Here is a 25385-nt window from a genome sequence, read left to right as displayed (position 1 = left end):
GTGGGATCCTCCTGGCGGTGGCCGGTGCGCGCGTTCGGGGTGCTCGCTGACGGCGTGTCGGGGCTCAGCCGGTGGGCTCGCGGCGCGGGGGCTCGGGCGTGCGCATCAAGGTGCTCTTGCCGAACAGGCTCTGGATCAGGTCCACGGCAAGCTCGGCGGTCTGGTTGCGCACATCGAGCGCGGGGTTGAGTTCGACCACATCGAGCGAGCCCAGCCGGCCGGTGTCCGCGATCATTTCCATGCACAGCTGGGCCTCGCGGTAGGTCGGGCCACCGCGCACCGTCGTGCCCACGCCGGGGGCGATGTCGGGGTCGAGGAAATCGACGTCCAGGCTGACGTGCAGGTGGGTGCGCTCGTCCAAGCCCAGCAGGGCCTGCGCCATGGTGTGCCGCATGCCGTTTTCGTCGATGAAGCGCATGTCGAAGACCTCGATGCCGAGTTCGTGCACGAAGCGTTTTTCGCCCGGGTCCACGCTGCGGATGCCGATCTGGCGGATGTCTTGCGGCGACAGGGCCGGGCTGTGGCCGCCAATGCCCGTCAGCTCGGCGGGCCCATGGCCGCACAGGCAGGCCACGGGCATGCCGTGCAGGTTGCCCGAGGGCGTCAGGGTGGCGGTGTTGAGGTCGGCATGGGCGTCCAGCCAAAGCACGCGCAGGCGCCGTCCGGTGTCGCGGCAATGGCGCGCCACCGCGCTGATGCTGCCCATGGCCAGGCTGTGGTCGCCGCCCAGCATCAGCGGCAGCCGCCCTGCGCGGAGCTCGGCCAGGGTGGCCTCGTGCAACAGCTGGTTCCAGCGCGCCACTTCCGTCAGGTGCCGGAAGCCGCCCACGGCGGGCTGCTCGGGGTTGTCGGGGCCGTGGAGGTCACCGCAGTCGCGCACGTCGATGCCGAAATCGGCCATCGCCTGGACGATGCCGGCCACGCGCAAGGCGCTCGGCCCCATGCGCGCGCCGATGCGACCTGCGCCCACGTCGGTGGGCACGCCGATGAGGCTGACGGCGGGGCGCGCGGGGATCTGGGGGCTCATGCGGCTTGCACTCGGGTGGTGGCGGGCGTGCTCAGCAGCGCGAACAGGTCTTTCGGGTCGTCGAGTTCGGGCATCAGTGCCAGCGTGCGCAGCAGGCCCAGCTGCTGAGCGCAGTCTCGCATGAAGCACAGCGCGGAGAAATCCTCCAGTGCAAAGCCGACGGAGTCGAACACCGTGACCTGCTCGCGGTGGCGGCGGCCAGGCGCCTGGCCCGTCAGCACCTGCCACAGCTCGGTCACGGGGAAGTCGGGCGGCATCTGCTGGACCTCGCCCTCGACGCGGGTTTGCGGCGCGTACTCGACGAACACATCGGCCGCCAGCAACACCTCGGGCGCCAGTTCCGTCTTGCCAGGGCAATCGCCGCCCACGGCATTGAGGTGCATGCCTGGGCGCAGCATGTCGGCCGTCACGATGGTGGCGTTGGCCTTGTCGGCCGTGATCGTGGTGACGATGTCGGCGCCTTGGACGGCGTCTGCAGCGCTGTGGCAGGGCTGCACGTGCAGGCCCGTGTCGGCCAGGTTGCGCGCCAGTTTGGCCGTGGCCCGCGCGTCCACATCGAACAGGCGCAGGGTGTGCACGCCCAGCAGGTGGTGGAAGGCCAGGGCCTGGAACTCGCTTTGCGCGCCATTGCCGATCAAGGCCATCACGCGGCTGTCGGGGCGGGCGAGGGCACGCGCGGCCACGGCCGACACCGCAGCGGTGCGCAAGGCCGTGGTCAGGGTCAGTTCGCTGAGCAGCTCGGGCACGCCCGTGGCCACATCGGCCAGCACGCCAAAGGCCATCACGGTGGGCAGGCCCAGGCGGTGGTTGCCGGGGTGGCCGTTGACGTATTTGAAGCTGTAGGCCTGGTCGTCGGAAATCGGCATCAGCTCGATCACGCCGCCGGCCGAGTGGTGGGCCACGCGGGCCGATTTGTCGAAGGCTGGCCAGCGGCGGAAATCGGCCTCGATGGCATCGGCCATGCCGCGCAGGCAATGCGCCAGCCCCAGCCGCTGGACGATGTGGGCGGCGTCGGCCGCGCCGAGGTAATGCGTGACGATGGCGTGTCCCATGGCCGTGCTCCTGCAGATGAACACCAGTGTGGCCGGCCCGCGCGTCAATGACAATCGCCAGAAATGTGCTGTTTGGGTGCCTGACTTGCCAAAACGTCAACCGCAGGTGTCAAATCGTCAACATGGACGGCACCGACCAGCAACTCCTCGCCCTGTTGAGGCAAGACGCCCGCCTGACCGTGGCCACCTTGGCGCACAAGCTCGGCGTGTCGCGCGGCACGGTCACCAACCGCATCCGCAAGCTGGAGGATGCCGGCGTCATCGTCGGCTACACCGTGCGCTTGCGGCCTGATGCCAGCCCGGACGAGATCACCGCCTGGATGAGCATCGCCGTGGAGGGCAACGAGGCCCGCGCGGTCATTGCCAGCCTGCTGGGCGAGCCGGGTGTCGCCCGCCTGAGCGACACCAACGGCCGCTGGGACCTGCTGGCGGAGTTGCGGGCCGAGAACCTGGCCGGTTTGTCCAAGGTGATGGAGCGTGTGCGCCTCATCCGCGGCATCAGCCACACCGAGACCAGCATCCACCTCGAAACCTACCGGCTGCCTTGAGGCGCCAGGCCCGTCAGACGCCCTTGCGTGCAGGCTCAACGGCTGGCGTGCTGCGTGGCTTGCTCGGCCTTGACACGGGCCACTTCCTGGGCGAAAGCCGGGCTGTTGCGCAGGCGCTGGTACTCGGCAAAAGCCTTCTGGTATTCGCTGGTTTGGAGTCCGTATTCCTGCAGGTCGGCGAAGCGGTCCACGCCCGCACGCTGCCACAGGTGCCGGTCGGCGATGACTTCGGCGCGGCTGAGCTGCGAGGCGGTCGGCTTGGGCAGGTCGAATTCCTCGGCATGGGCCTGGGGCAGGGCGGCGGCCAGCAGCAAGGAAGCGGTCAGGGCCAGGGTGGCGCTGAGGGACTTGGCTTGGGCGGTGCGGTTCGAGTTCATGGTGCGATCCTTTCAGTGAGTCTGGGAATGAGGGTCGGGTTTGCCCTTGGTTCACAGTGTGCGTATGGCGTTTCAATCATGCAAATTGATTGAAATGATCTGATGCATTCTTCGCGTCGATGATGTCGGCGGCGTCGCATCCCAAGCGGTCGCAAGTCACGCTTTCGGCCGGAACGTGCGTGCGCTTGTGCAGGTGGGGCGGCAAAAGCGCCCTCGGCATCGGCCTGCGTGGCTAAGATTCGCGCAGGTTGATCGCCTTGCGCGCCAACCCAGCCCACGCAGCGCTTGCACGCGAGTGCGCCACGCCCATCGCCCCATGCCATCCGGATGTGGGGTCAGGCCTTTCAGGCAGTGGATCCAACGCGGGTCCCTGCCGCCCGGCTTCGGCCAGGTCAGGTTGAACTGAGATGGGCGTGTGCAGCGTGGGCTCGGCCCGATCCGTCGGGCGGTTTCCCCAGGCTCCGGTCTCACGGCCGGGGCCTTTCTTTTGGGCGCTGCGGCCATGCGGGGGGCTCGGTGTCGGATTGACGCCAGATTGACGTGCTTGGCTTGGTGCCCCGGCGCATCTCGCTCGGTCACCGCAGTGCATGGCCTCGTAAACTGGGCGCCTCTTTTGTTCGTCAGGCACCCTGGGCGCCGTTGCCACCGTGGGCCACCCTGTTCCGCACACCTACCCCGAGCACCTGAGGCCTTGTTTGGCCGACCTGCCTGCAGCGCCGGGTGTTTACACCTTCCACGGCGCGACCGGGGGCTTGCCGCTGTACATCGGCAAGAGCGTGAACATCCGTGCCCGGGTGATGAGCCACTTCAACACCCCTGACGAGGCCGCGATGCTGCGCCAGACGGTGCGCGTCAGTTGCGAGCGCACGGCCGGCGAAATCGGCGCCCTGCTGCTGGAGTCGGCCCGGATCAAGGCCGAGCATCCCTTGTTCAACCAGCGCCTGCGGCGGTCGAGGCAGTTGTGGTCGCTGCGCTTTGCCGCCGAGCGCCCGGACATCGTGCCGGCGCGGGAGGCCGATGTCAGTGCTGCCGCCGATGCCGGGCCGCTCTACGGCCTGTTCGGCAGCCCCCGCGCGGCCCAGGAGCACCTGCGCCAGTTGGCCGATGCGCATGGCCTGTGCTGCGGCTTGCTGGGCCTGGAGCGCTTGGCCCCCGGGCGCCCCTGTTTCCGGCACCAGATCCGACGCTGCCTGGGGGCTTGCTGTGGCGCGGAGCCTGCGCAGGCGCACCACGCACGCCTCATGGAGGCCCTGCAGGCGCACCGCGTGGCCATCTGGCCGCACGAGGGGGCCGTGGCGGTGGTGGAGCGTGATGGCGAGCGGCAAGACATCCACGTCGTGCGCAACTGGTGCCACTTGGGCACCGTGACCACTCTGGCGGCGGCGCGCAAGCTGAGGCACGTGAGCGCCACCTTCGATGCCGACGGCTACCACATCCTCAGCAAGGCCCTGCTCACGGGGGCGGCGGAGACGGTGGCGCTGTGAATGCGGCCCTGTGATCACCGTGGCGGCACAAAGCAAAAAGCCACCCAAAGGTGGCTTTCGCTGAATTTGGCTCCTCGACCTGGGCTCGAACCAGGGACCTACGGATTAACAGTTGAATTCTCAGGCCCGTGTGCAGGCTTTGCCGTCACCGGAACCCTAAGTGTAGCAACCACTTAGGCGAATGTGTCCGAAATCGACCGAAGCTGAGCGAAGGCCTCCGAAGCCTCAATCGCTATCACTTCCGCTATCAATGTCAGGATAGGGACCGCGTCGTCTTTCGGCCGTCTGGGGTCCTAACTTGGGCTGCAATCTGATCTCGGACACTTGTGCAAACCGGCGACGGGTGTCAGTTACCGAGGGGGGCGCGCCAAGCGCGAAATGGAGCGACTGCTGGGCAGCGAGAGCCGACGGTCGCGGCTACCTCATCCGGGGACTGCTCTCGGCCAGGAGCGGTCATCTGCTCGTGAAAGCTCTCAGGCTGCTGACCAACCACGGGCTGGGCGCTGAAGAAGTACTTCCAGCGGGTGCCAGCAAACTTTGAGAAGCCTGATTAACAAGAGGTGAAGACCCGACAACGGGTGAGCGTCCTGCTCGCGTAGCGCACATCAGGCTGGCGCGGCGAGGCGCACGCCGCGAAAGGACTCGCTCTGTTGCAAGGCCGCGCTACGGCGGTCGCCAAAATCGACCATCGCGTCAAGCACCTGCAGCAGCTTGCGGGCCAGAGGAGCCGGCAACGGATGCTGTCGGTCGGCGTGCGCCTGAACCAGAGCCGCGATCGCGGCTGGCACCGAGGAGCCCTTCCAGCCCGCCGGCAGGCGCCCATCGACGACCTGCGCCAGCACCTGGTCGGCGAATGTGTTGGTCGGGTAGGCAGCTCCGGAACGTTCACACAGCGTGACGAACTGACGCGCGACGTAGGGGTGCCAGCCCGCAGCGCGCACCATACGGTCAACAAGTGGCATCACCTGGCCGAGGTCGTCCCAGCGGCCGTTGGCGAATCGCGCGGCGCCGGAGGCGTGCTCGACGACCACGAACAGCAGCGACTTGACCAGCTCCGGCAGGTCGAAGCCGCCCATGCGCCCTTCGTTGTGCGGCGAACGGCGCAGATAGTCGTTCTCCAGCATTCGTTCGAGCACGGCATGCAGCAGGAGGAGGGTGTCATCGCGGACCTCCGGCGCATCGAGGATTTCACCGCAAACCAGCGACTCAGTGAACGGCGCGAGCAGCCGCATCGCGATCTCGTCAGGCTGCGCGAGGATCGGCCGCAGCAACCTCTGCAAGATCTCGTCGGCTGGAAGATGGGGGGCAACGCTTGCCACCATCCGACCCAGCTGATCCTCCCACTCGTACAGGTTTGCATCGCCACGCTCGCGGCCCCGACGCCGCTCTTTTCGCCACACCGGATTGAGCGTGTCGAGCGTCCAGCCGATATACGCCTCGAGGGCGTCGACAAAGTGCGCACGGCCAGCGCTCGCCATGACCACCGCCACTGGGACTCTCTGCAAGACGTTCGCGGCGTACCGGCCGTCCCACAGATCATCGGTGCACTGCCACCCTTCGTCTTCTTCCACGTCGAGAGTCTGCGGATTCTCAGCATCCGGCGCGGCCCGCACCCACGAAGCCCGTGGGCGCACCCAGGCAGGCAGCGGCCCTTGCGCACGGTACTCGTCGAGTGCCGCGGCCATCGTCGCGCCACGGTGGTCCGATTCCACCTGCCGCCGTGCCTTGGTGTCTAGCCGGTGCATGTCTCGCCTGCTTACGAGCTGCGCCAACCGCAACCCGAGGTTCAAGCCACACCAGGCGAACCGCGCGTCGTGCTGCCAGCAGCCAGCCACGCCGGACAGCGCAACGAACGAAACCGAATCGAGTGGGTGCGAAATCAAGCGATAGAGCGCTTCACGGTAGGCAGGATGTTCGCGGGCCGATCCGATACGCGCGGCCAACGCATGCGCCACGAAGATCTTCCGGTGCCAAGGGATCACAGATCCAGAAAACGTGTCGTCGGAGATCTCGTCCTCCGCAACGCGGAAGCTTTCGATGGTGGCATCGGCCCAGGCCTCATGCCCGCTCGCATCGGCGAAACAAATCACTGCCGCTGCCGTTCCCGCAATCGCGCCTTCCGTCAACCCGCTGCCAGGCATCGGCGACATCGACCTCCCTGCAGCAGCCGCATCAGCCATCTCTTTCGCACGCCCGATGGCATCGTCCACCGAGAAGCCCGGCGCCCATTGGCGCAACGTGAAGCACTTATCAACCCACAGCCACAGCTCCATCTCGCGCGCCGCCTGCGCATGGCGGTGCAGGGCTGCTTGTATCTCGGGAGCTTCGTGTCGCGAACTGCTCATCGAGATCTGGACCATATCACTGCGGCCGGGGATCGGAGCTGCGGTGTAGTTCTCGGCGTGGCCCAACTCCGACCATAGTTCGGCGGTGCGGCGGAGCTCGGCCAAATGTTCTGGGTTCTGCGCCTCTTCCTGATAGGCGAACTCCAGCTTGTTCGGGAAGTCGTCGAGAGCGACGCGGCACGCCTCGCGCAAGGCTGTGTCGCCTCCGAGGACGAAGAGCGGTACCAGGTCGCGCAGCTCCAAGCGGCGCGACGTCATCTGGCTGCTGTCGGCGACTGCTTGACGGTGCACTGCGTCGCCGCTTGCGTTGTCGAAGCCCATCAGCCCCGCGCTTTGCAGTTGGCGCTCTTGGACCTGGCGCTGCAGGTCGTGCCGCCACAGCCGCGGGCTGCGCAGCAGCGCCAAGGTCGTTGGCGAAACTTGCTTGGCCCGTAAGGCGAGGTGCACCGCAATCCCCACGATACCGATACTCGTGTGCCCTTCCAGCAGCTGTTGCAGTACTTCGTCCAACGGGCGTCCGGCATCGAGCTGCGCGATGCCCCAGTGCTCCAGCGTCATGAGTGCGCACTCCACGACCTGCGGCCCGCCATGGCCGCGGAACCATAAGTAGTGCCGGTCGTCGCCCCAGAACTCCTGCTGCCCCCACGGAAACACCAACACGAGCGGCATCGGTGTTGCGCTGCCATGCGAGTGCCCATGCAATTGACGCCACGCCGTGGTGGCGTGGTTCGTCACGTCGCGGATCAGCGCTAGCGCCGTCGCTGGATCGCGCATGAGCAGCGAGTGGAACGGTTCGCGGAGAGGCGAGGCGGGAAAGAAGCCCTGATGGTCGCCGCCGATCGACAGCCGGTCCCAATCGTGGTGCGAGAACGAGTGGTGCATGATCGACGTGCTCGAAAGCGCGAGCTTGTCCCACCGCGATCTCTTCTCCGGCGGGACGGCCTCGGCTTCCCTGCGCCGACGACCCTCTTCACGCGCTTCACGACGCCATCGTGCCGATGTGTCGTCCGGCAGTTCCCTCATGAACCAGCGCTTGGCGACCCTCGCGAGCAGCGCAGGATGCGTCTGCGCCAGCAACGGCGCGTAGGTCATAAGCTCGCGGAACCCGCCATCGGACCAGCGCTCGATTGTCTCGACCTTCGCGAGATAGGCGCTGACCACATCAGGATAAGCGCGCGCTGCGCGGAGCACCAACGCACGTAGCTCCGTCTCCAGTTGCGTCGGCACCCGCGGGCGCGGCGTGCCATCGCTTTCAGGCGTGCTGTATCGAAACCGGCGGTCCACATGCTCGTCCTCGATCGCGTGCAACCACGTTGCGCACCGGGCTACGATGCGCTGCGACACTACGTTTGGGTAGTCCGCGAAGGCGACCTGCCAGGTTTCGAACAGCGTGGCGAGATCCCGCAACTGTTCGTCAGGAATCAACTCGACCTGTTCGATCGCCCATGTGAGCAGGCGGCGCCACGCCGCGAAGTCGGAAGGCCAGCCCAGCGAGTCCGCGATACGGATACGCGCCGCGGCATCCAGATCGCCGCCCAGGGCTCCGGAGAGCACCATGGGGTTGGGTGTCGTCTTCTCTGCCTGCATCCACACCATGAGCTTTCCGAAAAGCCGGTAGCCGTTCGACGCCAAAGAGGCAGCGAACATTTCGGCGTGCTCAGCGAAGCGTGGGCTGAACACGGGCGCCACGAGCCAGGCGCGCAGCCACTGCGGCCGCACCTGAGCCCGCTCAAGGGCATGTAGCTCTCGCGGCCACTGGTCAGGGAGCGGATAAGTCGCCTGCGACAGCAGTTCCACCACGCGCGCCAAGGCGGGCGGTTCCCCGGCCGCAGTTAGGACAGCGATCCAGTCGTCACCCTCATCTAGCAGCAGGTGGAGGAACGACCACTCGAACAAAATATCGTGACTGAACTGGGCCGTGTGACCCGTGCGTACTTGCTGCACTAGGCCATCCTCCTCCAGCGCCGGGAGCACGTCCTGCGTTGCAGTCGACAGGTCGCGGATGCGGACATTGCGACCTAGGTCGGGCGCGCTGCGCTTGGCCAGTTCGATAAGCCCCCGCTGCCGCGCCAGGGCCTGGGGCGCGTGGGCGTCATAGCCGCCCCGTGTCCACCAGGCCTCCACGAGGTCCACCTCCGACTGAGGCGCGAACCCGGAGGGATACGCTGCCCGAGAGAACCCCCGTGCCAGCACCGCCGCGAAGAACGGGCGGCGTGCCATTGTGCGCACGCGCTCGTTTCCGCCAGTCAGGAGCGGCCGCAGCGCCGGCAGCGAATCCGCGAGTGAGCTGGCCTCTTCGTCCGTCAGGTTCTCCACATCGACATAGCCTACGCCGCCGCTAGCGAGCAGCGCAGCAGGCACCCAGTTGCGCAGGGGCTCGATGCCGGCGTCGCGCGCGGTGGCGACCACGCGCCAGTCAGAAAGTGCTGGGTTCGTCAGAAGCTGGCCGAGCAAGTCGGTCATGATCGCGCGCTGTTCAGGCGCAATGCGGTCGAGGCCATCGATCAGTAGCGTGGCATGACCGGTTGCCGCGACCTCCACGAGCAGCGGCTCGATCGATATCGTCGCCAAGCCCATCGCGCGGGCATGCTCTGACCAGCTGCGGCCAGAGAGCCGGTTGGCGGTGAGGAACAAGGTCGTGCCATCGGCGGACAGCTCTTGCACCACGTCTCGCAGCAGCACCGTCTTGCCGGTGCCGGGCAGGCCTTTGATCAACGTCAGGCGGTGGGCCGCCATCTGAGCGCCGAGCTGGTCGCGCAGCACCTGGCGCGTGAGGTGCGTACCTCCGATGTCGTCGGCCTGCTGGTCGAGCCAGTGGCGAGTGTTGTCGCGCAGAGTCTGCATGTCGCCGGCGAACGCAGGCGCCCCCAAGAAGCGCCAGCCAGCCAGCGCGCGCACGAGCGATGCGCGAGTGTGCACTGCGCTCCGACCCGCTCCATCGCGGGCGACCTGGCGCAGCAAATCCCACAAGTCGCCGGCATGCATCACTTGCTGCGGCTCCAGCGCGCGCTGCAGGCTGGCGATTGCCTCCGCTTCGTGCGTCGATCCGGCGTGGGGGGGATCAAACCGGATCAGCACCAAATGCGCGAGCAGGCGGTGCAGCTGTTCGTCGGACAGGGGCGTTCCTGTGTCCTGTGCAGCCATTCGAACCGCTTCGGCCACAGCGCGGTGACTGACCGAGGCGTTTCCCCCGTCGACAAACCGTTGCATGAAGACCGCAGTCGTGTCGGAAGCCCGAGCCCATTCGCACACGGTCGTGAAAGCTCGAGACGTCTCTTCCGCCACTGACCCCGTGACTGCTCCGACGCGGTCCACGTTCTCGCGAAAGTCCAGCTTCCGCAACGTCTGTGAGCTGCGTTGGATAACTTCTCGGAAGTCGCTGTTGGTCGCCGCGTCCGAGATGGTGAGTGAACGCTTGACCTGCAGCGACAGCCGCATGACGGTTCCATCGGCCAGGGAGGCGGCATCGACGATCACGTCGTCGAGCGGTTCGCCGAAGTCGGCCTGCTGCTGGGCAACCCGCTGCACGATCCTTCCGTCGAGGCCCGCCGCCGTCGTGCCGCTGATGATTGCCGCGAGGTACTGCGCTGCGACCGCGTCTTCGTAGGTGAATCCGGCACCGCCGGTGAGTTCAGGCGAAGTCATGCTTTATCCGTGAGTCCCGTCTTATTGGCATGGCGTCGCCAGCAACGCTTCCTCGAGCCGCACCGCGCCATGTGGCTAACTCCTGCCGCGCCTCAGGCGCTCCGAATGCTGCCATCCAGCGTGTACCCATCGCAGCAGGGCCTCCTTCGGGTGGCTCTGTATGGGTCCGATCGGCTCGCGCGAGCTGCAGCTTTGGGGCGACGAGCCCATGGCCGCGAGCGTCGCAGATGGGGCAATCGCTTGCCCTGGTCAGTATCCGCTGACGGGCATTCGACCCAGCGCTCGTATCGCGATGAGGTCGACGCGCGGTAACCGGCTGCTACCAGCCTCATGCGGTCACTCCCGCCACAAATCGCTTCCCAAACCCCCCAGCCCCACTGGCCGTCAGCAGCAGCTTGTCCGTGGCCCGAGTCGCCGCCACATAAAACAACCTCGCCGCTTCCTTCTCATCCGCACCCGGCGCAGGCATAGCTCCAAGGCCAGGGATGGCCACCAGGGGGAACTCCAGGCCTTTGCTCACGCGCATCGTCATCACCCGGATGGCGTCCTGCGCGGGGCGATAGTCGCCTGAGCGGCGACGCACCTGGTGGGGCAGGCGACGGCGGTGCAGAGCCTCGGCGCAGGCGTTCATGACGGTGTGGTCGTGACACAAGATGGCCATGTCGCCCCATGCGCGTCCACCGCTGTGGTGCTCGTCGGCCAGCAGGTCGGCCAGGTGCTCCACCTCGTCGCGCAGGTTGGGCAATCGCACCACCAAGGGCGGCGGGCCTTCGCGACCGTAGCTCACAGGGCGCACGACCGGGATGCCGTCGTCGTCGTGCTCTTCGGGTGACAGCAGGTCGGCGGCGATGAGGCTGGCCGTCTGCAGGATCTGCTTCGTATTGCGGTAGTTGATCTTCAGGATGTTGGTTCGGCCCTGCGCCTGGATGCCGACGCTTTTGAAGCTGAACTGCCGCGTGCGGCTGCGCTCGTAAATGCTTTGCGCGTCGTCGTACAGCAGCAGCAGGCTGTTGGTGGCGGGGTCCACCATCTGCGTGACCAGCTTCAGCCACTCGGGGCGGAAATCGTGGCCCTCGTCGATGAGGATGGCCTGGTACTGCCCGGACGGGATCTGGCTGCGCTCCACTGCGCGGATGACGCCATCGACCATTTGGTCGAACATGTCCGGGCCCTGGCCGGGCAGGGGCTGGCCGAAAGTTTTGAGTTGGTGCCAGCACCATTTGTGGAAGTTGCGGGCATGCACGCGGTCGGCGATGCCGCGGGCCGTGAACATCGCATCCAGCTTCACGGCGAGCGGCTCGTTGAAACACAGCACGAGGATGGGCTTGGACGTGGGCGTTTGGGCCTTGGCCAGGTGCTCGGCGCGGAACCCCAAGATCATCGTTTTGCCCGAACCGGCCACGCCGTGGATGACGCGGTGGCCGTCGCCCAGGCTGCGTGCCAGCTGCTCCTGCTGCAGGTCCATCACCTGCATGACGTCAGGCAGCTCGGCATCAGCGTCGGTGTCGTCGAAGAAGGTGCGCTGACTCGGTGGGCGCACCTCGGGGAACATGATCCAGCGCACGCGGTCCAGCTGAGGCAACGACATCGCACCGCCGAAGGCGTGGGGGAACATGTCCCACAGCCGCTGCTGGAAGGCCTCTTCGTCGGCCGACTCAAGCATCTCGTCCTGGCAGATCACCAGGTGTGGTGCGATGGCTTGGTCCAGGCCCGCGTCGTCGAACTGCTTGCGCGTGATGCGCGTCAGCACCACGCCGTAGCCCCAGGGGAAGGCCAGCTTGCCTGCGTGGTTGCCTGTGGTTTGGATGAGCTGCGTGTCGCGCTCCAGCGCGTTGACAACCTGAATGGCGCAGTGGCGGGCTTGGGCCACCGGGTTGATGACCACCTTGTGCTCGCCGTTGGCCTGGATGTCCCACGCCTGTCGGGTGGCCTTGAGGATGGTGTCGAGTCGCCAGTCCTTCGTCTCCAGGATCAGCAGCCCGCGGCGCGGGTGAATCACAACGAAGTCAGGGTGCGACTGCTTCGGGCCCACGGGCACGTCGTACCAAATCAGGTAGTCATCGTCGAGCTTTTGCTCCAGCCGCTCGGCCAGGCGTTTTTCGCCAGACGTCATCCGGGACACACAGCTGCCCAGCGCAGGAATCAACACCGCCACAACGCACGCCCTCACTGCTTTTGTTGTCGTCGCCCACCCTTTTCACCGAGTGGCTCTGCAGAGTGTACCCACGCTGCCCGGCGTGGAACAGTCGTTGGCTCTTGTGCATGGCGAGTTGCTTTTATCCATACCGCTCTCACGACCCCAGCACCTTGAATAAACCGGCTCATTACACGCCCCAAGCGGCGCACACAGGGTGCGCCGTACCAACGTGCCCCGACCCCATGCATTCGCCCATGCGTTCTCGCTTGGTGCCTGCTGCAGGTGGGGGCGACTGCGGGTGGTGAGGTCATGCGAAGTGCCCGCGCCGCCCGCGAGGGGCGACAGTTATGGTTTTTCGGTACAACTCGCACACCCGTCTTGCGGACGATGATGCCCTCGACGAGGTGCTTGCTTACCACGATCTCACGAGGACTGGCTTCGTGTCGATGTTCACTCCTGGGCAGGCGCGAACCCAGCAGAGTTTCAGGCTGGCTGAGCTTCCAACCAGGCTCTTGCTACAGCGCGAGCTGAACGGTGACGTGTATCTCACACAGAACGAGTTTTTCCGCCCGGGTCGTAAGGTTGTTCACTGCACGCGACTCACGAGTTTTTACCTTGATCTCGACACGTACAACGTGGGTCGGCTGCAAGGCCGGGCACCGGAGTTCCTTACGGAAGCTGCACTGCGTCAACTGGATGACCAAGGGCTGCCTGAACCTTCCCAGATAATTTTTTCTGGCCGTGGCTTGCAACTCAAATGGGTGCTCGAGCGGCCTGTTCCGGCAGGTGCCCTTCCGCGGTGGACAGCGGTGCAACGCAAGTTGTGTGAGCGCATGACTGTGTTGGGGGCCGACGCGAAGGCACTTGATGCTTCACGGGTTCTGCGCGTTGTCGGTTCGGTTCACTCGAAGAGCGGGGAACTGATACGTATGGTCCATCGCGCCAAAGTGCCTGCGACGGGTGCGTCAATGCGCGCTGACGGTTTGATCGTGTACCAGTTTGATGAGTTCGTGAACACCGTGCTCCCGTTCACGCGCCTGGACCTGGCGAATCAACGCGAGGCCAGACTCGAATCTCAGGCGGCCAACGATCCTGGCCCACTCAAGGCAACGGGCTCGTCCTGCGCCCCTCCGAGCGCACTGGCAGCACCGTGCCCGGTTGAGAGCTCAGCCCCAAAAAACGAAGTTCGACATCCAGGCGCACGGGCTCTGAACTCCACAAAGCTGGCTTGGGACCGCCTGGCAGACCTTCGCCTACTCGCTGAGATTCGAGGCTGGGGCGGAGGGGTTCCACCCGGGAAGCGGGATGAGTTTGTCTTCCTGGGTGCCTGTTTTTTGGCGCAATCAGGTGTCGCCGATCGGCTGTGGATAGAGACCGTCGCCCTTGCCCGTGAGTTTGCTCCGACTTGGTCGCTGAAGGAGATCCAGTCTTGCGTTCTCAGTGTGCTTAGCCGCACCCAGAAGGCCCTCGATGGGGGTAAGGATCTCTATGCAGGAGTCTGGACAGATCCGCGCTACAAGTTCGGCAACAAGGTGCTCCTGGAGCGTCTTGAGGTCACCCCTTCCGAAGAGCTGGAGCTGAAATGCATCATCAGCAAAGAAGAAGCGAGGTGCCGCGACCGCAAGCGCAAAGAGGCGCAGCGCAGGGCCGACGGGGCACTCACACGTGAGGAGTACTTGCGGCCTGGCCACGACCGTTGCGCTGCGGCCCTGAGGCTACGTCGAGCTGGCAAGGCTCCCGCTGAGATCGCTGCACTTCTTGGCATCAGCAAATCTTCAGTCAGCCGCTACTTCAAGCGTACGGACCGCAACCTCGGTGGCGAGCATCGTCCGCAGGAAGTTGACCCGCCCTGAGCACCAAGCGGTTCCAGCTTGTTCCGTACGAATGCAGAAAAAGGAGGGATGGCGAAGCCAAACAGTGAGGGGCGGTCATCGCAGTGCTCCGGCCTGGCGTGCTGCGGTGGTGGTGTCGGACATGGGGCCGAAGGCCTTGTCCTCAGCCGCCAGGGGCGGCCAAAAAAAGAGAGGAGGGGTCTTGACGGGTCGGTGTCTATACGAAGCACTCGCCACCTTCGTGGCGGGCCTAGGACCTTACTCATGGAACAAGATCTTTTCCCAGAAACTCAAACCAGCGAGCTCGTCTCGTTGTGTGTATGCACAGTCGAAGCTGTTTCCCCCGGTGAAGCTACCCTGTTGGTGGCACAGCAGGGCTTGCAGCCAGGCTCGGTAGGGCCCACGGGCGCCGCGCTCGTGCTGCGCCTCCCAGAGCCCGCGATGGCGCCCTTGCTGGAGCACTCCGGGGCGGACGTCGGTTTGACGATCAGAACCTCGTTGTCCCGCGCCGGCCAGTATCTGATGGCTCTGTTCGTTCAAGCGGGTGGTGTCCAACTGCGGCTCGTACTTGAACTCGCAAGTACCGAAACGATGCGGCTGACAGCGGAAGCACTCACCAGTGGGCGGCTGCAGATTTTGGTCTGCACTCCTGACCAGGGGCCGTTCCTGACCTTTCAAGCCGAGTTTCGGCTTGCGGATTCAGACGTGATGTCGCGCGCGGCCGCTGGGTCCGCGTGGCTGTCTACCGAGAACCGCTGCATCGACCTCGCAGAGGCCGCTGCTCAACTCGCATTCGATCACGACTCGGGCTTGGTTGTGGACACCCTGACGCGTCACATCGTTGTCGCTGCGCAGCTTCAGTCGTGCCCGAACCCTCACGCATTCATGTCACTCATCAACGGCCAGGTTTTTGGCTTTGACGGTGACGGGCACGACGACGAGCTAGACCCTCTTCATTGAACGTTGATTTCGAAGGCCAGGGGGTGTTGCCCCCTGTGCCGTCGTTGGACCCTGCACTCGCAGGACAGGACACACATGAAAAAACATTCTCTGGACGAGCTCATCGACCTCATGGTCGATGTCGCTCGGCAAAAGGCTAAAACCACTTCGCTAGACCTTACATGCTCAGAGCTGCCATCTACGCTCGGTTCTCGTCCGACATGCAAAACGAGACAAGCCTTGACGATCAAATCCGAAAGTGTCGGCAAATGGCCGATGACGAAGGATTCCTCGTCGAAGAAAGTTTGATCTTCACTGACGCGGCGATCTCAGGCCACGGCAAAGACATCAAAAAGCGGCAGGGGCTCGCGCGCCTGTTCGACGCCTGGGACGGTGGCTACATTGACATCGTTCTTTGCACAGAGATGTCTCGCCTGGGTCGTGACGCGGTTGGCGGCCTGGCCGTCATCGCGCGTTTGCATGATGGTGGTGTGCACCTGCTGACCAGCGACGGCATTGACTCCCGGCGGACCGGCTGGATGATGCTCGCGATGATCAGGCTGGGCCTTGCGACGGAAGAGGCTCGGACCCTGAGCGCCCGTGTGTCCCGGTCGATGACTGGTGTGCTCGAGCGCGGAGGGCTCATTGCCCCGCCGCCCATTGGTTATGCCCTTGATGTCAATGCGTACCGCGACCCCAACCGCGCTGCCGGCGCGCTCTGGCGTATCGACCCTGAGAAAGCCCAGGTTGTGCGTGACATGTTCACCATGCGTGCCCAGGGTATGTCCATGTACCAGATCGCGAGGGCCTTGAACGATCGCGGTGTTCCCTCTGCTCGAAATGGCCGGGATGGGCTGCCGACAGTCTGGCGCGCTGGTTCGGTTAATCGAATCTTGCGAAACGCGATTTACAAAGGCCTGTTTGTCTACGGCGGGTCAAGTTTCAGCGTGACCAGAAGCCGGAAAACGGGTGTGCCGCTAGAGACCAAAGTCTTTGACCGCCCTCATCTGCGCATCGTCGAGGACGACCTGTGGGAAAAGTGCAATCCGCCAGCACGGCCCAAGAGGGCCAGAGGTGGTGCAAAACACTTGCTGTCAGGCCTCGTGTCTTGCGGGCAATGCCCTGCCTATCTCAATGTGAAAGTCAGTGGCGTCCATGCGAGCCTTGCATGTCAACAGTGCGAGCAGCGGTCACGCTGCGAGGAGGGGGCCCCCCGGGCGATGTATACATCTCCGCGAGCCGCTCTTGCAGCACTGCGTGCGGTGCTGCTGGATGCAGTCTCCAAAGCAGGAGCCATTGAAGAGGTTCGAACCAGGCTGAGACAAAGACTCAAAAACGGCCCTGCTGCCGAGCTGCAAGCTGCACAGTCGGAAGTCAAAAAGCTTGCTTCAGCAGAGAGTCGGCTCCTTGAGCTCGCGGTGCAGCCTTGTATCGGTATCGAAGTCGTCGGGGCAAAGTTGAGCGAAAACCGTGCAGCTTTGGCCACGGCCAAGGCGAGGTTGCAAGCGTTATCTAAGGAAGCCGGCAGCCTGACCGCTGCGGCCGTCGAGCGTCAATGCGCAGTCACCGCTGACGACCTGGTTGATCGTCTCTTGGCTGGCCAACCGTCCGTCCTGCAAGTCAGGGCGATGCTTGGGCGATTGGTTCAAAGGTTCGTGTATGTCAACTGTCCGGGCAGAGGGCAGGCGGTTTTTGAGATTGAGCTGGTGCCCGGCGCACTCATTGCGCTGGCTGCTGATGACAAGCAACTCGATGAGCAGTCCGCCACATACCAGGTGACAACGCGCATCGACAGGGCCAGCAAAACGAATGTTTTCACGCAAGTGAAACGCATCAAGTGAGTGATTCATGGCCGGCCCTTTGGGGCCGGCTTTTTTCATGTGTGACCCAATGAAAGACCGGCCGCGAGGGCCGGTCAGAATCAAAGGAAACTCACTGCAGGGGGCTTGCCCTGAAACCTGATGACATCCCGAGGTCCGGCATCAGCGGGATCAGTGCGTGGGCATCCTCGACACAGATGAGCACCTTTCGCACACGAGAGCCCGCAGGCCGCTCTTGGTCTTGCGGGGAAGAAAGGCGGCGAACAAGCCACGCCATGCCCTGGGCTTGCTGATCATCCGTCAGCCTGGAAGGCTCGCGCAAAAGGCCAAGCAGTCCACTGATGTCTGGGACAGGGAAGGGTGCAGAAATGACCAGATCCTTTCCGGTCTCGATGTCTCTCGCGAGCACCACCATTTGCTCGCTTTCAAAGCAGCTGTTCAGCCATGTCAGCGTGGGCAGGGTGTTACCGCGCAGGAGCACTTTGAGCTGTACAGCCCCCGGCTTTGTAGACAAACAAATGCCCTTGGTGCCGTTGGCCGCGGAGTAAACAGAAAGCCTCATCGTGGCCGCTGAAGACGCTGCAATGGACATGCTGTCAGCGTGCAGCAACGAAACTTGCAGCGGCAGGGGGCGGGTGAATCTGCCCATGCTCAGCCATCGGGCGGGATCCTCAGGCAGGGCAATACGCGCTTCGTGAAGGCTCAGCGCGGGCGTTTGAATCAGGGGAGGGGTGAAGTGGGTCGTCATGGGGTGTCCTGTGTGCATGCCATGCGGCACACCGTGTGTAGTCACCACCAGTTCGTCGTTTGAGCGGTCGTGGTTTTGTTCTGTTTTGGGACCAAAACGGGTCAAAACCACAACCGCGTCAAAACCTCGAGCGCTTGCTCAGCCCTCGCGGCTTTTTGCCTGTTGAGAGTCACGAGCCCCTTTGCGGAGGACGATCTGCCAGGCTCGCACCAGCTTCTCACGCAGGGCCTTCAGGCGGATGCCCAGGACATCTCGCACCCTGATGCTGGCGAGCAGCTCTGCCTTCACTTCGGAGGTGAGCACTGCCCGCAGGTTGGCGCGCTCACTTGCCTTCTTTGCGGTCTCTTCTTCCTGCAGTCGAGCCAGAGCGGCCACGGAGCCATGAACCTCGAGCCACCGGCGAATGACAGCGATCTCATCCTGGTTCAGCGAGATGGGGGATCTCTCGCTGAGGCGCAGTCCATGACGGGACTGACCCGGCGCAAGCAAGGTGGCCTCTTTCAGCAAGGCGGGGTCCAACGACAAGGGAAAGCTACCTGCATAAACGGTTTTGGTACGCTTGGTCTCTTCGTTGTATTGGTATGCGACAAGAGACACGGTTGTGCGCCCAGGCCGGGGCGTGACGATGACAAATCTCTTCATGGTTTCTCCGTTGTTGAGGGGAGGGTGTCCGCTCGGCGAGCGGCTCAACAACGTGTAGGCGGCCTTTTTATTCTGGTGCTCGTCATTGACACAGCGCCTGTCTGCAAACCAAGTCAGCGACTGAAGACACCCAGCGGGAAAGACTGCATGCATGTCCGGGCCGAACATCGGCTGTTCTCGCTACCTCGCCGGACAGCCACTGCTTGGCGGTCTTTGTGCCTTCCGGCTGGATGCAGTGGTGGGCGGGCGGGCCTGGCAGCATCCTGCTGCCATCGGTCATTTGGTTGATGCTTCTAGGCACCTAGAATCAGTGCGAACAATGAACGAGACGAGGAATGGGAAACTTCGCTTTTCTGTCAGAGCATTCGCCACTCTTGGCGGATTTGGGTGCGACCGCAGAAAAGCTGTACCCCTTCGACCCAGCCAGCTGCGTTCTCAAGCTCAGGCTCCTGGCTGAGGCGCTGACCCAGGACGTGGCGGCCCGCATCGGTGTCCGACTGCAGCAACCCACACAGGCCGAGTTGCTGCGAGCAGTGGACCAGCGCCTCAGCCTGGACCCTCAAGTGCGGCAGATGTTCCACCTGCTGCGCAACCGCGGTAACCAGGCGGCGCATGTGCTCGAACACAGCATCGGGTACCGCGAGGGCCTTGAGGCCCTGAAAGTGGCTCGGGAGGTGGCGCTTTGGTTCCACCGGACCTTTGGTGGCAAACCAGATTTCAAGCCTGGCGCTTTTGTGCTGCCAGATGACCCGAGTCAGAAGCTCGCAGCACTGCAGCAGCAAATTGCCGCGTTGCAAGACCACCTCCAGCAAGCGCAAGGTGCGCAGGCAGAACAAGCAGAGATGGCGCGACTGCTTGAAGCTCAGGCTCTGCAAGAGCGCGAGATGGCCCAACGGGCGGTGGATGAGCGCGGCATTTACGAAACCTTGGCCGAGGAAGCCAGCGCTCGTTATGCAGAGCTGAAGACGGCATTCGACGCCAAAGTCAAAGAAGCAAACGCTCAACCCGACACCACCAACGCCAGGGAAATCAAGACATTTACCGAGCGCGCCAACCAAGCCGCTCAAAAGGTCACGATGGACGAGGCCTCCACCCGCCTCATCATCGACCAGATGCTCTTGGATGCAGGGTGGGAGGCCGACACCGTTCGACTGACGCATGCGGGTGGGGCTCGCCCAGAGCGCAACAAGAACAGGGCCATTGCAGAGTGGCCAACCAAAGGCAAACAGAGCGCCGACTACATGCTGTTCTGTGGGCTGACGCCCGTGGCCGCTGTGGAGGCCAAACGCCTGAACGTGAACGTCGCTGGCAAGATCGCTCAGGCTGAGCGCTACGCGTCCGGCCTGCAGGTCGACGCTGAGCACTCGGCCGCTTGGCAGCTTGAGGGCCGGTCGGGACCCTGGCCCGACGGACAAGGCGGTTTCTTCCAAGTGCCGTTTGTCTACTCTTGCAACGGGCGTCCGCTTGTCAAGCAAAGTGCTGAGGCCAGCGGCACGTGGCACCGAGACGTGCGGCACCCGTCCAATCTCGCCAAGCCTCTCCAAGGCTTTCACTCCCCCGATGGCCTGCTGGACATCCTCCAGCGCAGCAAGTCTGCAGCCGAAGAAAGGCTTCAGTCCGAAGGCTTCGGCTACCTCAGGCTGCGTGACTACCAGCAGAAGGCGATTTCCTCCGTGGAAGCCGCCCTGGCCCAGGGGCAACAGAACTGCCTGCTGGCCATGGCCACAGGCACGGGCAAGACCCGCACCATCATTGGCCTGATGTACCGGTTCCTCAAGGCCGAGCGCTTCAAGCGCATCTTGTTCCTGGTTGACCGAACTGCCCTCGGCGATCAAGCCCTGGACGCTTTCAACGAAGCTCCACTTGAGCAGAACCAGACCCTGAGCAAGATCTACAACGTGGCAGACATGGGTGACATGGCCGCCGAAGCGGAAACGCGTGTGCAGGTCGCCACGGTGCAGGCGATGGTCAAGCGGGTGTTCGGCAGTGACTCGCCCCCGCCCGTCGATGCTTATGACTGCATCATCGTTGACGAGGCCCACCGCGGCTACACCCTCGACCAGGAGATGACCGAGGGCGAGCTGGCTGTCCGAGACCAGGCGCAGTACCTCTCAAGCTACCGCCGCGTGCTGGACTACTTCGACGCCGTGAAGGTGGGCCTGACGGCCACGCCCGCGCGCCACACCACCGAGATTTTCGGCAAGCCGGTCTACACCTACTCTTACCGCGAGGCCGTGGCCGACGACTGGCTGATTGACCATGAGCCACCCATCCGGTACCAGACCCTCCTCAGCCAACAGGGCATTCATTTCGAGGCGGGTGAGCAGGTGGAGGCCATCAACCAGGCGACGGGTGAAATCGAGGTGGCTGAGCTCGAGGACGAGTTGACCTTCGAGCTGGAGAGCTTCAACAAGCGGGTCATCAACGAGCAGTTCAACCGCGTCATTTGCGAGCAGCTGGCGCACGAGCTGGACCCGATGGGCGAAGAGAAAACCATGATCTTTTGCGCCACCGACGCGCATGCGGACATGGTCAAACGCCTGTTGGGTGAAGCTTTCAAAAATGTCTACGGTGACCAGTACAACCAAGCTGCCGTCGAAAAGATCACGGGCGCCTCTGACAAGGTGGATCAGCTCATCCGTCGATTCAAGAACGAGCGCCTGCCCAACATTGCCATCACGGTCGACCTGCTCACGACGGGTATCGATGTTCCTCCCATCTGCCACCTCGTATTCATGCGCCGCGTCAAGTCGCGCATCCTTTACGAGCAAATGATCGGGCGGGCGACTCGGCGTTGTGACGACATCGGCAAAACGGTGTTCAAAATCTACGACCCGGTGGATCTGTACGCGTCGCTTCAGGCTGTCAACACGATGCAGCCGCTGGTCAAGAACCCGAACGTGACGATCGAGCAGTTGGTCCAAGAGCTCAACGACCCACAGAGCTACGCTGCCCCCGGCAGCGCCGCGGGCCAGAGCCACGCACACGACGTGCTGAACCAGCTCAACCAAAAGCTCATGCGCGTGCTGCGCAGCGCCCAGCACAAGGCAGAAAAGCAGCCGGCGCTGCGCGATCGCCTGGCTGAGCTGGAGCAGCAGTGGGGAGTCCCACCCCATGAACTGCACCGCCACCTTCACGAGTTAGGGCAAGCGCAGGGGCCCAGGGCCGCGGCCGACTTCCTGCACAACCACACGCGTTTGCTGGTGCAGCTGACGGAGGTGCAAGAGCTGCTGGGCACCGTCTACAAGCCCATCATCTCGACTCACCAAGACGCCTTGGTTGCCCGCGACCAGAGCTGGGGCGAGTACAGCAAGCCTGAAGACTACCTCGACAGTTTCAGCCGCTTTGTGCGTGAGCAGGTCAACCAGTCGGCGGCCATGGCCGTGGTCGTTCAGCGCCCCAGGGACCTCACCCGTGCCCAGCTCAAAGAAGTGCGCATGCTCCTGGACGGCGCGGGCTTCAAGGAAGCCAGCCTGAAGGCGGCCTGGCGCAACAAGAGCAACCAGGACATCGCCGCGGGAGTGATCGCCTACATCCGGCAGGCCGCCCTGGGTGAGGCGCTGCTGCCCTTCCAACAACGCGTTGATCAGGCCATGCAGAAGGTCATGACCTTGCACGCCTGGAGCCCTGTCCAGCGCAAGTGGCTGGAACGCTTGGCCAAGCAGCTGACCCACGAACTGGTGGTCGACGAAGCGTTCGTCAACCAGACTTTCACCGACACTGGCGGCGCCCGCGGACTCGATAAAGTACTGGGTGGCCAACTGGCCCCGGTCATGTCCGCTTTGGCCGATTCACTGTGGCCGAATGCCGCGTGACCTGAGCCCCGCTCTCTAGCAGTACCCCCGCCCCCAATGACCACTTCCGACATTGTCCAGAAGCTCTGGAACCTTTGCGACGTCCTCAAAGACGACGGCATCAACTACAGCGACTACGTGACCGAGCTGGTGTTGCTGCTGTTCATCAAGATGGAGCATGAAAGCACGCAAAGCGGCTTGCTGCAGAAGCACCGCCTCCCAGACTACGGACGCTGGAAGGAACTGACCAGCCGCAGCGGCCTGAACCTGCTGACGCACTACAAATCGACCCTGCTGCAGTTGTCGCAGAGCGAGGACCCGCTCATCGCGGCGATCTACGCCGACGCCCAGACCAGCCTCAAAGAGCCCCGCCACCTGGAGCAGCTCATCAAGAGCCTGGACGCCATCGACTGGTTCAGCGCAGAGCAAGACGGCCTGGGTGACCTGTACGAGGGTCTGTTGGAGAAGAACTCCACCGAGTCAAAGAGCGGCGCTGGCCAGTACTTCACGCCACGCCCGCTCATCGACGCCATTGTGGAAGTGATCCAGCCCAAGGCCGGCGAAACAATCCAGGACCCGGCCGCGGGCACGGGAGGCTTTTTGATCGCGGCCGACCGCTACATCAAGCAGCAGACTGACGAGTTGTACGACCTGGATGCGAAGGCTCAGGCATTCCAGCGAAACAGGGCCTTCCTCGGCATGGAGCTGGTGACCAGCACCCGCCGCCTGGCTTTGATGAACTGCCTGCTGCATGGCATGGAGGGCGACGACGAGGGCGTGGTGCACCTGGGCAACACGCTGGGCAGCGCCGGCAGCGCCCTGCCCAAGTGCGACGTGAGCCTGAGCAACCCGCCATTTGGTACCGCCCGCGGCGGCGGCGGCCCGACCCGCGACGATCTTACGTTTGCCACCGGCAACAAGCAGCTTGCCTTCCTGCAGCACATCGTGCGGCACCTCAAGGACGGTGGCCGCGCGGCTGCGGTGCTTCCTGACAACGTGTTGTTTGAGGCGGGAGTGGGGGCCGACGTTCGCCGCGACTTGATGGACAAGTGCCGTCTGCACACCATCCTGCGGCTGCCGACGGGCATTTTTTACGCTCAGGGCGTGAAAACCAACGTGCTGTTTTTCCAGAAAATCAGCCAGGCGGCAACTGGCAGCACAGACGCCGTGTGGGTGTACGACATGCGTGCCAACGCGCCCAAGTTCGGCAAGCGCACGCCGCTGCTGCACAAGCACTTCGACGAGTTCAAGGCCGCCTATGGCGATGACTCAAATGGCCGGAGCCTCCGCGTGGACCAGGGCGAGCAGGGCCGCTGGCGCTGCTTCAGCCGCGAGTGGATTGCGAAGGAAAAGGGCGACAGCCTGGACATTGCCTGGCTGAAGGACGACAGCGCGGAAGACGCCGCTGATTTGCCTGAACCGGCCGTGCTGGCGCGGGAGATCGTGGACGAGTTGAATGGGGCGTTGGGAGAGTTGGAAAGCATCCTGGGGGAACTGGGGGATGAGTAATTTCCCGTCTCACTGGGTGACGACCAAGGGCACCACCGTTTTCGAGTTCGTCACCAGTGGCTCGCGCGGCTGGGCTCAGCACTACGCGTCCACCGGAGCCAAGTTCATCCGCATCGGCAACCTCGACCACGGCTCGATCACGTTGGATCTGCGAGACGTTCAGCACGTGAACCCACCCAGTGGCGCAGAAGGCGAGCGGACGAGACTGCGCCCAAACGACGTGCTGATCTCCATCACGGCCGAACTCGGCATGGTTGGCGTTGTGCCTGCGGGCTTTGGCGAGGCTTACATCAACCAGCATATTGCGCTGGCTCGACCACGCCCAGACATCCATGCCAAGTTCGTGGCTTGGTACTTCGCGTCTGATGCCGATGGCAAGAAGGCGCTCAGAGACATGGGCAGGGGCGGCACAAAGGTCGGCTTGGGCCTAGATGACATCCGCAATGCCGACGTGCCGCTGGCACCGCTGCCCGAGCAACAACGCATTGCTGACAAACTCGACACCGTGCTGGCCCGCGTCGATGCGGTGAACGACCGCCTGGCCCGCGTCGCGCCCCTGCTCAAGCGCTTCCGTCAGTCGGTGCTGGCAGCGGCCACGTCGGGGCGCTTGACCGCTGATTGGCGAGGCGCCGATGCGTTCGCCGTGTATCCAAAGAGACGACTTGCGGAGTTTGGTTCAGCCCGGCTGGGCAAGATGTTGGACAAACAAAAGAACACCGGCATCGAGACCCGATACCTGCGAAACGTGAACGTGCGCTGGTTCGGCTTTGACTTGTCAGACCTGCAGAACATCAGGATCGAACCCCACGAGCGCGAAACCCTTCAGATCGTGGATGGTGACTTACTTATCTGCGAAGGAGGCGAACCTGGCCGCTGTGCCGTGTGGAACAAGGGATCAACAGACATCGTTTTTCAGAAGGCACTTCATCGGGTGCGTGTCGACTCGACGAAAGCTTTGCCAACGTGGATCGCTTACGCACTGAAGTCGCTTTGTGATTCGGCAGCATTGGATGATCTGTTCACCGGCACCACCATCAAGCACCTGACCGGCGTCGCACTCACGCAGGTCGATTTCCCAATGCCGAGCATTGAGGAACAATACGAAATCGTCCGCCGCTTAGACATCCTCTTTGCCTTCGCCGATCGCCTTGAAGTCCGCCTGCAGGCCGCGCGGACAGCTGCGTCGCGCCTCACGCCCACGCTGCTGGCCAAGGCCTTCCGCGGCGAGCTGGTGCCGCAAGACCCAGCCGACGAGCCCGCTGCCGAGCTGCTGCGCCGTCTGGCAGCCCGCAGCTCCACCCCAGCGAAGAGAACCCGGGCCAAGCAGGCTAGCTGAAATCACTGTCTTGACCACCGGACGCTCGGCAGTTCTTTTTGGAGTCTGAGTGTGAGCATGCCCGCGAGCTGCTGGCGTCCCCGGCGGTCTGCAAGGAGGACTGTCAAAACCACAGGGCTGGCGCCCGCACGGGCAGCTAGCGGCTGGTGG

General features: G+C 63.9%; 15 protein-coding genes. 8 read left to right on the top strand and 7 right to left on the bottom strand.

Annotation, left to right across the window (positions count from 1 at the left end):
* Positions 1 to 64: 64 nt before the first annotated feature.
* Positions 65 to 1027, bottom strand: coding sequence for an arginase (rocF, locus tag EV672_RS08260; RefSeq protein ID WP_133608099.1), 963 nt, complete (start codon positions 1025 to 1027; stop codon positions 65 to 67).
* On the bottom strand, positions 1024 to 2079 hold the full coding sequence (gene ocd, locus EV672_RS08255; protein ID WP_133608097.1) for an ornithine cyclodeaminase: 1056 nt from the start codon (positions 2077 to 2079) through the stop codon (positions 1024 to 1026). Before ocd ends, rocF begins: the two co-directional genes overlap by 4 nt.
* Before the next feature lie 122 nt (positions 2080 to 2201).
* Between ocd and EV672_RS08250 the strand changes: the two genes are divergently transcribed.
* Positions 2202 to 2627 (top strand): Lrp/AsnC family transcriptional regulator, encoded by a 426-nt coding sequence (locus EV672_RS08250; RefSeq protein WP_133608094.1) that lies wholly within the window; start codon positions 2202 to 2204, stop codon positions 2625 to 2627.
* Between the two features lie 35 nt (positions 2628 to 2662).
* Here EV672_RS08250 and EV672_RS08245 read toward each other — a convergent pair whose 3' ends face one another.
* Entirely contained in the window at positions 2663 to 3004 is a 342-nt protein-coding gene (locus EV672_RS08245; protein ID WP_208110733.1) for a hypothetical protein, read from the bottom strand.
* 647 nt (positions 3005 to 3651) lie between these two features.
* On the opposite strand from EV672_RS08245, the gene cho reads away from it, so the two are divergent.
* A complete protein-coding gene (gene cho, locus EV672_RS08240) occupies positions 3652 to 4488 on the top strand; it encodes an excinuclease Cho (protein ID WP_243738579.1) in 837 nt (278 codons plus the stop codon).
* Between the two features lie 605 nt (positions 4489 to 5093).
* Here the strand turns inward: cho and EV672_RS08235 are convergent.
* Together EV672_RS08235 and EV672_RS08230 are read right to left on the bottom strand one after the other, a co-directional pair.
* Positions 5094 to 10478 carry an NACHT domain-containing protein gene (locus EV672_RS08235; RefSeq protein ID WP_133608090.1) on the bottom strand — a complete coding sequence of 1795 codons (5385 nt, stop codon included), beginning with the start codon at positions 10476 to 10478 and terminating at the stop codon, positions 5094 to 5096.
* Positions 10479 to 10806: 328 nt separating this feature from the next.
* Positions 10807 to 12591: a DEAD/DEAH box helicase gene (locus EV672_RS08230; RefSeq protein WP_133608088.1), complete on the bottom strand. Its 1785-nt coding sequence runs from the start codon at positions 12589 to 12591 to the stop codon at positions 10807 to 10809.
* A 470-nt stretch (positions 12592 to 13061) separates the two neighbouring features.
* On the opposite strand from EV672_RS08230, the gene EV672_RS08225 reads away from it, so the two are divergent.
* From EV672_RS08225 to EV672_RS08215, 3 genes are all read left to right on the top strand, one after another.
* The gene (locus EV672_RS08225) at positions 13062 to 14468 is read left to right on the top strand and encodes a helix-turn-helix domain-containing protein (protein ID WP_341770463.1); all 1407 of its coding nucleotides are present in this window, start codon (positions 13062 to 13064) and stop codon (positions 14466 to 14468) included.
* A 243-nt stretch (positions 14469 to 14711) separates the two neighbouring features.
* Positions 14712 to 15407: a hypothetical protein gene (locus EV672_RS08220; RefSeq protein WP_133608084.1), complete on the top strand. Its 696-nt coding sequence runs from the start codon at positions 14712 to 14714 to the stop codon at positions 15405 to 15407.
* 161 nt (positions 15408 to 15568) lie between these two features.
* A complete protein-coding gene (locus EV672_RS08215; protein WP_133608082.1) occupies positions 15569 to 17227 on the top strand; it encodes a recombinase family protein in 1659 nt (552 codons plus the stop codon).
* Between the two features lie 91 nt (positions 17228 to 17318).
* Here the strand turns inward: EV672_RS08215 and EV672_RS08210 are convergent, their stop codons facing one another.
* Positions 17319 to 17954: a hypothetical protein gene (locus EV672_RS08210; RefSeq protein ID WP_133608080.1), complete on the bottom strand. Its 636-nt coding sequence runs from the start codon at positions 17952 to 17954 to the stop codon at positions 17319 to 17321.
* 138 nt (positions 17955 to 18092) lie between these two features.
* The gene (locus EV672_RS08205) at positions 18093 to 18596 is read right to left on the bottom strand and encodes a hypothetical protein (protein ID WP_166643507.1); all 504 of its coding nucleotides are present in this window, start codon (positions 18594 to 18596) and stop codon (positions 18093 to 18095) included.
* A 335-nt stretch (positions 18597 to 18931) separates the two neighbouring features.
* Between EV672_RS08205 and hsdR the strand changes: the two genes are divergently transcribed.
* Genes hsdR through EV672_RS08190 form a run of 3 tightly spaced genes read left to right on the top strand, consistent with a single transcriptional unit; the run spans position 18932 to position 25235 of the window.
* Positions 18932 to 22411 (top strand): type I restriction-modification system endonuclease, encoded by a 3480-nt coding sequence (hsdR, locus tag EV672_RS08200; RefSeq protein ID WP_133608076.1) that lies wholly within the window; start codon positions 18932 to 18934, stop codon positions 22409 to 22411.
* 36 nt (positions 22412 to 22447) lie between these two features.
* The gene (locus EV672_RS08195; RefSeq protein WP_133608074.1) at positions 22448 to 23899 is read left to right on the top strand and encodes a class I SAM-dependent DNA methyltransferase; all 1452 of its coding nucleotides are present in this window, start codon (positions 22448 to 22450) and stop codon (positions 23897 to 23899) included.
* Complete coding sequence (locus EV672_RS08190; RefSeq protein ID WP_166643506.1) at positions 23892 to 25235, top strand: restriction endonuclease subunit S; 1344 nt, start codon at positions 23892 to 23894, stop codon at positions 25233 to 25235. Before EV672_RS08195 ends, EV672_RS08190 begins: the two co-directional genes overlap by 8 nt.
* Positions 25236 to 25385: the final 150 nt, after the last annotated feature.

The sequence above is a fragment of the Aquabacterium commune genome (assembly GCF_004362855.1).
GTDB classification, from domain to species: domain Bacteria; phylum Pseudomonadota; class Gammaproteobacteria; order Burkholderiales; family Burkholderiaceae_C; genus Aquabacterium; species Aquabacterium commune.
Note: the sequence above shows the minus strand (reverse complement) of the source record. Positions and strands in the feature narration are given on the sequence as shown.

What these genes read in the sequence shown, in the direction of transcription:
- rocF (WP_133608099.1), bottom strand. Translation starts at nt 1,027, where the DNA reads ATGAGCCCCCAGATCCCCGCGCGCCCCGCCGTCAGCCTCATCGGCGTG.
- ocd (WP_133608097.1), bottom strand. Translation starts at nt 2,079, where the DNA reads ATGGGACACGCCATCGTCACGCATTACCTCGGCGCGGCCGACGCCGCC.
- EV672_RS08250 (WP_133608094.1), top strand. Translation starts at nt 2,202, where the DNA reads ATGGACGGCACCGACCAGCAACTCCTCGCCCTGTTGAGGCAAGACGCC.
- EV672_RS08245 (WP_208110733.1), bottom strand. Translation starts at nt 3,004, where the DNA reads ATGAACTCGAACCGCACCGCCCAAGCCAAGTCCCTCAGCGCCACCCTG.
- EV672_RS08235 (WP_133608090.1), bottom strand. Translation starts at nt 10,478, where the DNA reads ATGACTTCGCCTGAACTCACCGGCGGTGCCGGATTCACCTACGAAGAC.
- EV672_RS08230 (WP_133608088.1), bottom strand. Translation starts at nt 12,591, where the DNA reads ATGACGTCTGGCGAAAAACGCCTGGCCGAGCGGCTGGAGCAAAAGCTC.
- EV672_RS08225 (WP_341770463.1), top strand. Translation starts at nt 13,062, where the DNA reads ATGTTCACTCCTGGGCAGGCGCGAACCCAGCAGAGTTTCAGGCTGGCT.
- EV672_RS08220 (WP_133608084.1), top strand. Translation starts at nt 14,712, where the DNA reads ATGGAACAAGATCTTTTCCCAGAAACTCAAACCAGCGAGCTCGTCTCG.
- EV672_RS08215 (WP_133608082.1), top strand. Translation starts at nt 15,569, where the DNA reads ATGCTCAGAGCTGCCATCTACGCTCGGTTCTCGTCCGACATGCAAAAC.
- EV672_RS08210 (WP_133608080.1), bottom strand. Translation starts at nt 17,954, where the DNA reads ATGACGACCCACTTCACCCCTCCCCTGATTCAAACGCCCGCGCTGAGC.
- EV672_RS08205 (WP_166643507.1), bottom strand. Translation starts at nt 18,596, where the DNA reads ATGAAGAGATTTGTCATCGTCACGCCCCGGCCTGGGCGCACAACCGTG.
- hsdR (WP_133608076.1), top strand. Translation starts at nt 18,932, where the DNA reads ATGGGAAACTTCGCTTTTCTGTCAGAGCATTCGCCACTCTTGGCGGAT.
- EV672_RS08195 (WP_133608074.1), top strand. Translation starts at nt 22,448, where the DNA reads ATGACCACTTCCGACATTGTCCAGAAGCTCTGGAACCTTTGCGACGTC.
- EV672_RS08190 (WP_166643506.1), top strand. Translation starts at nt 23,892, where the DNA reads ATGAGTAATTTCCCGTCTCACTGGGTGACGACCAAGGGCACCACCGTT.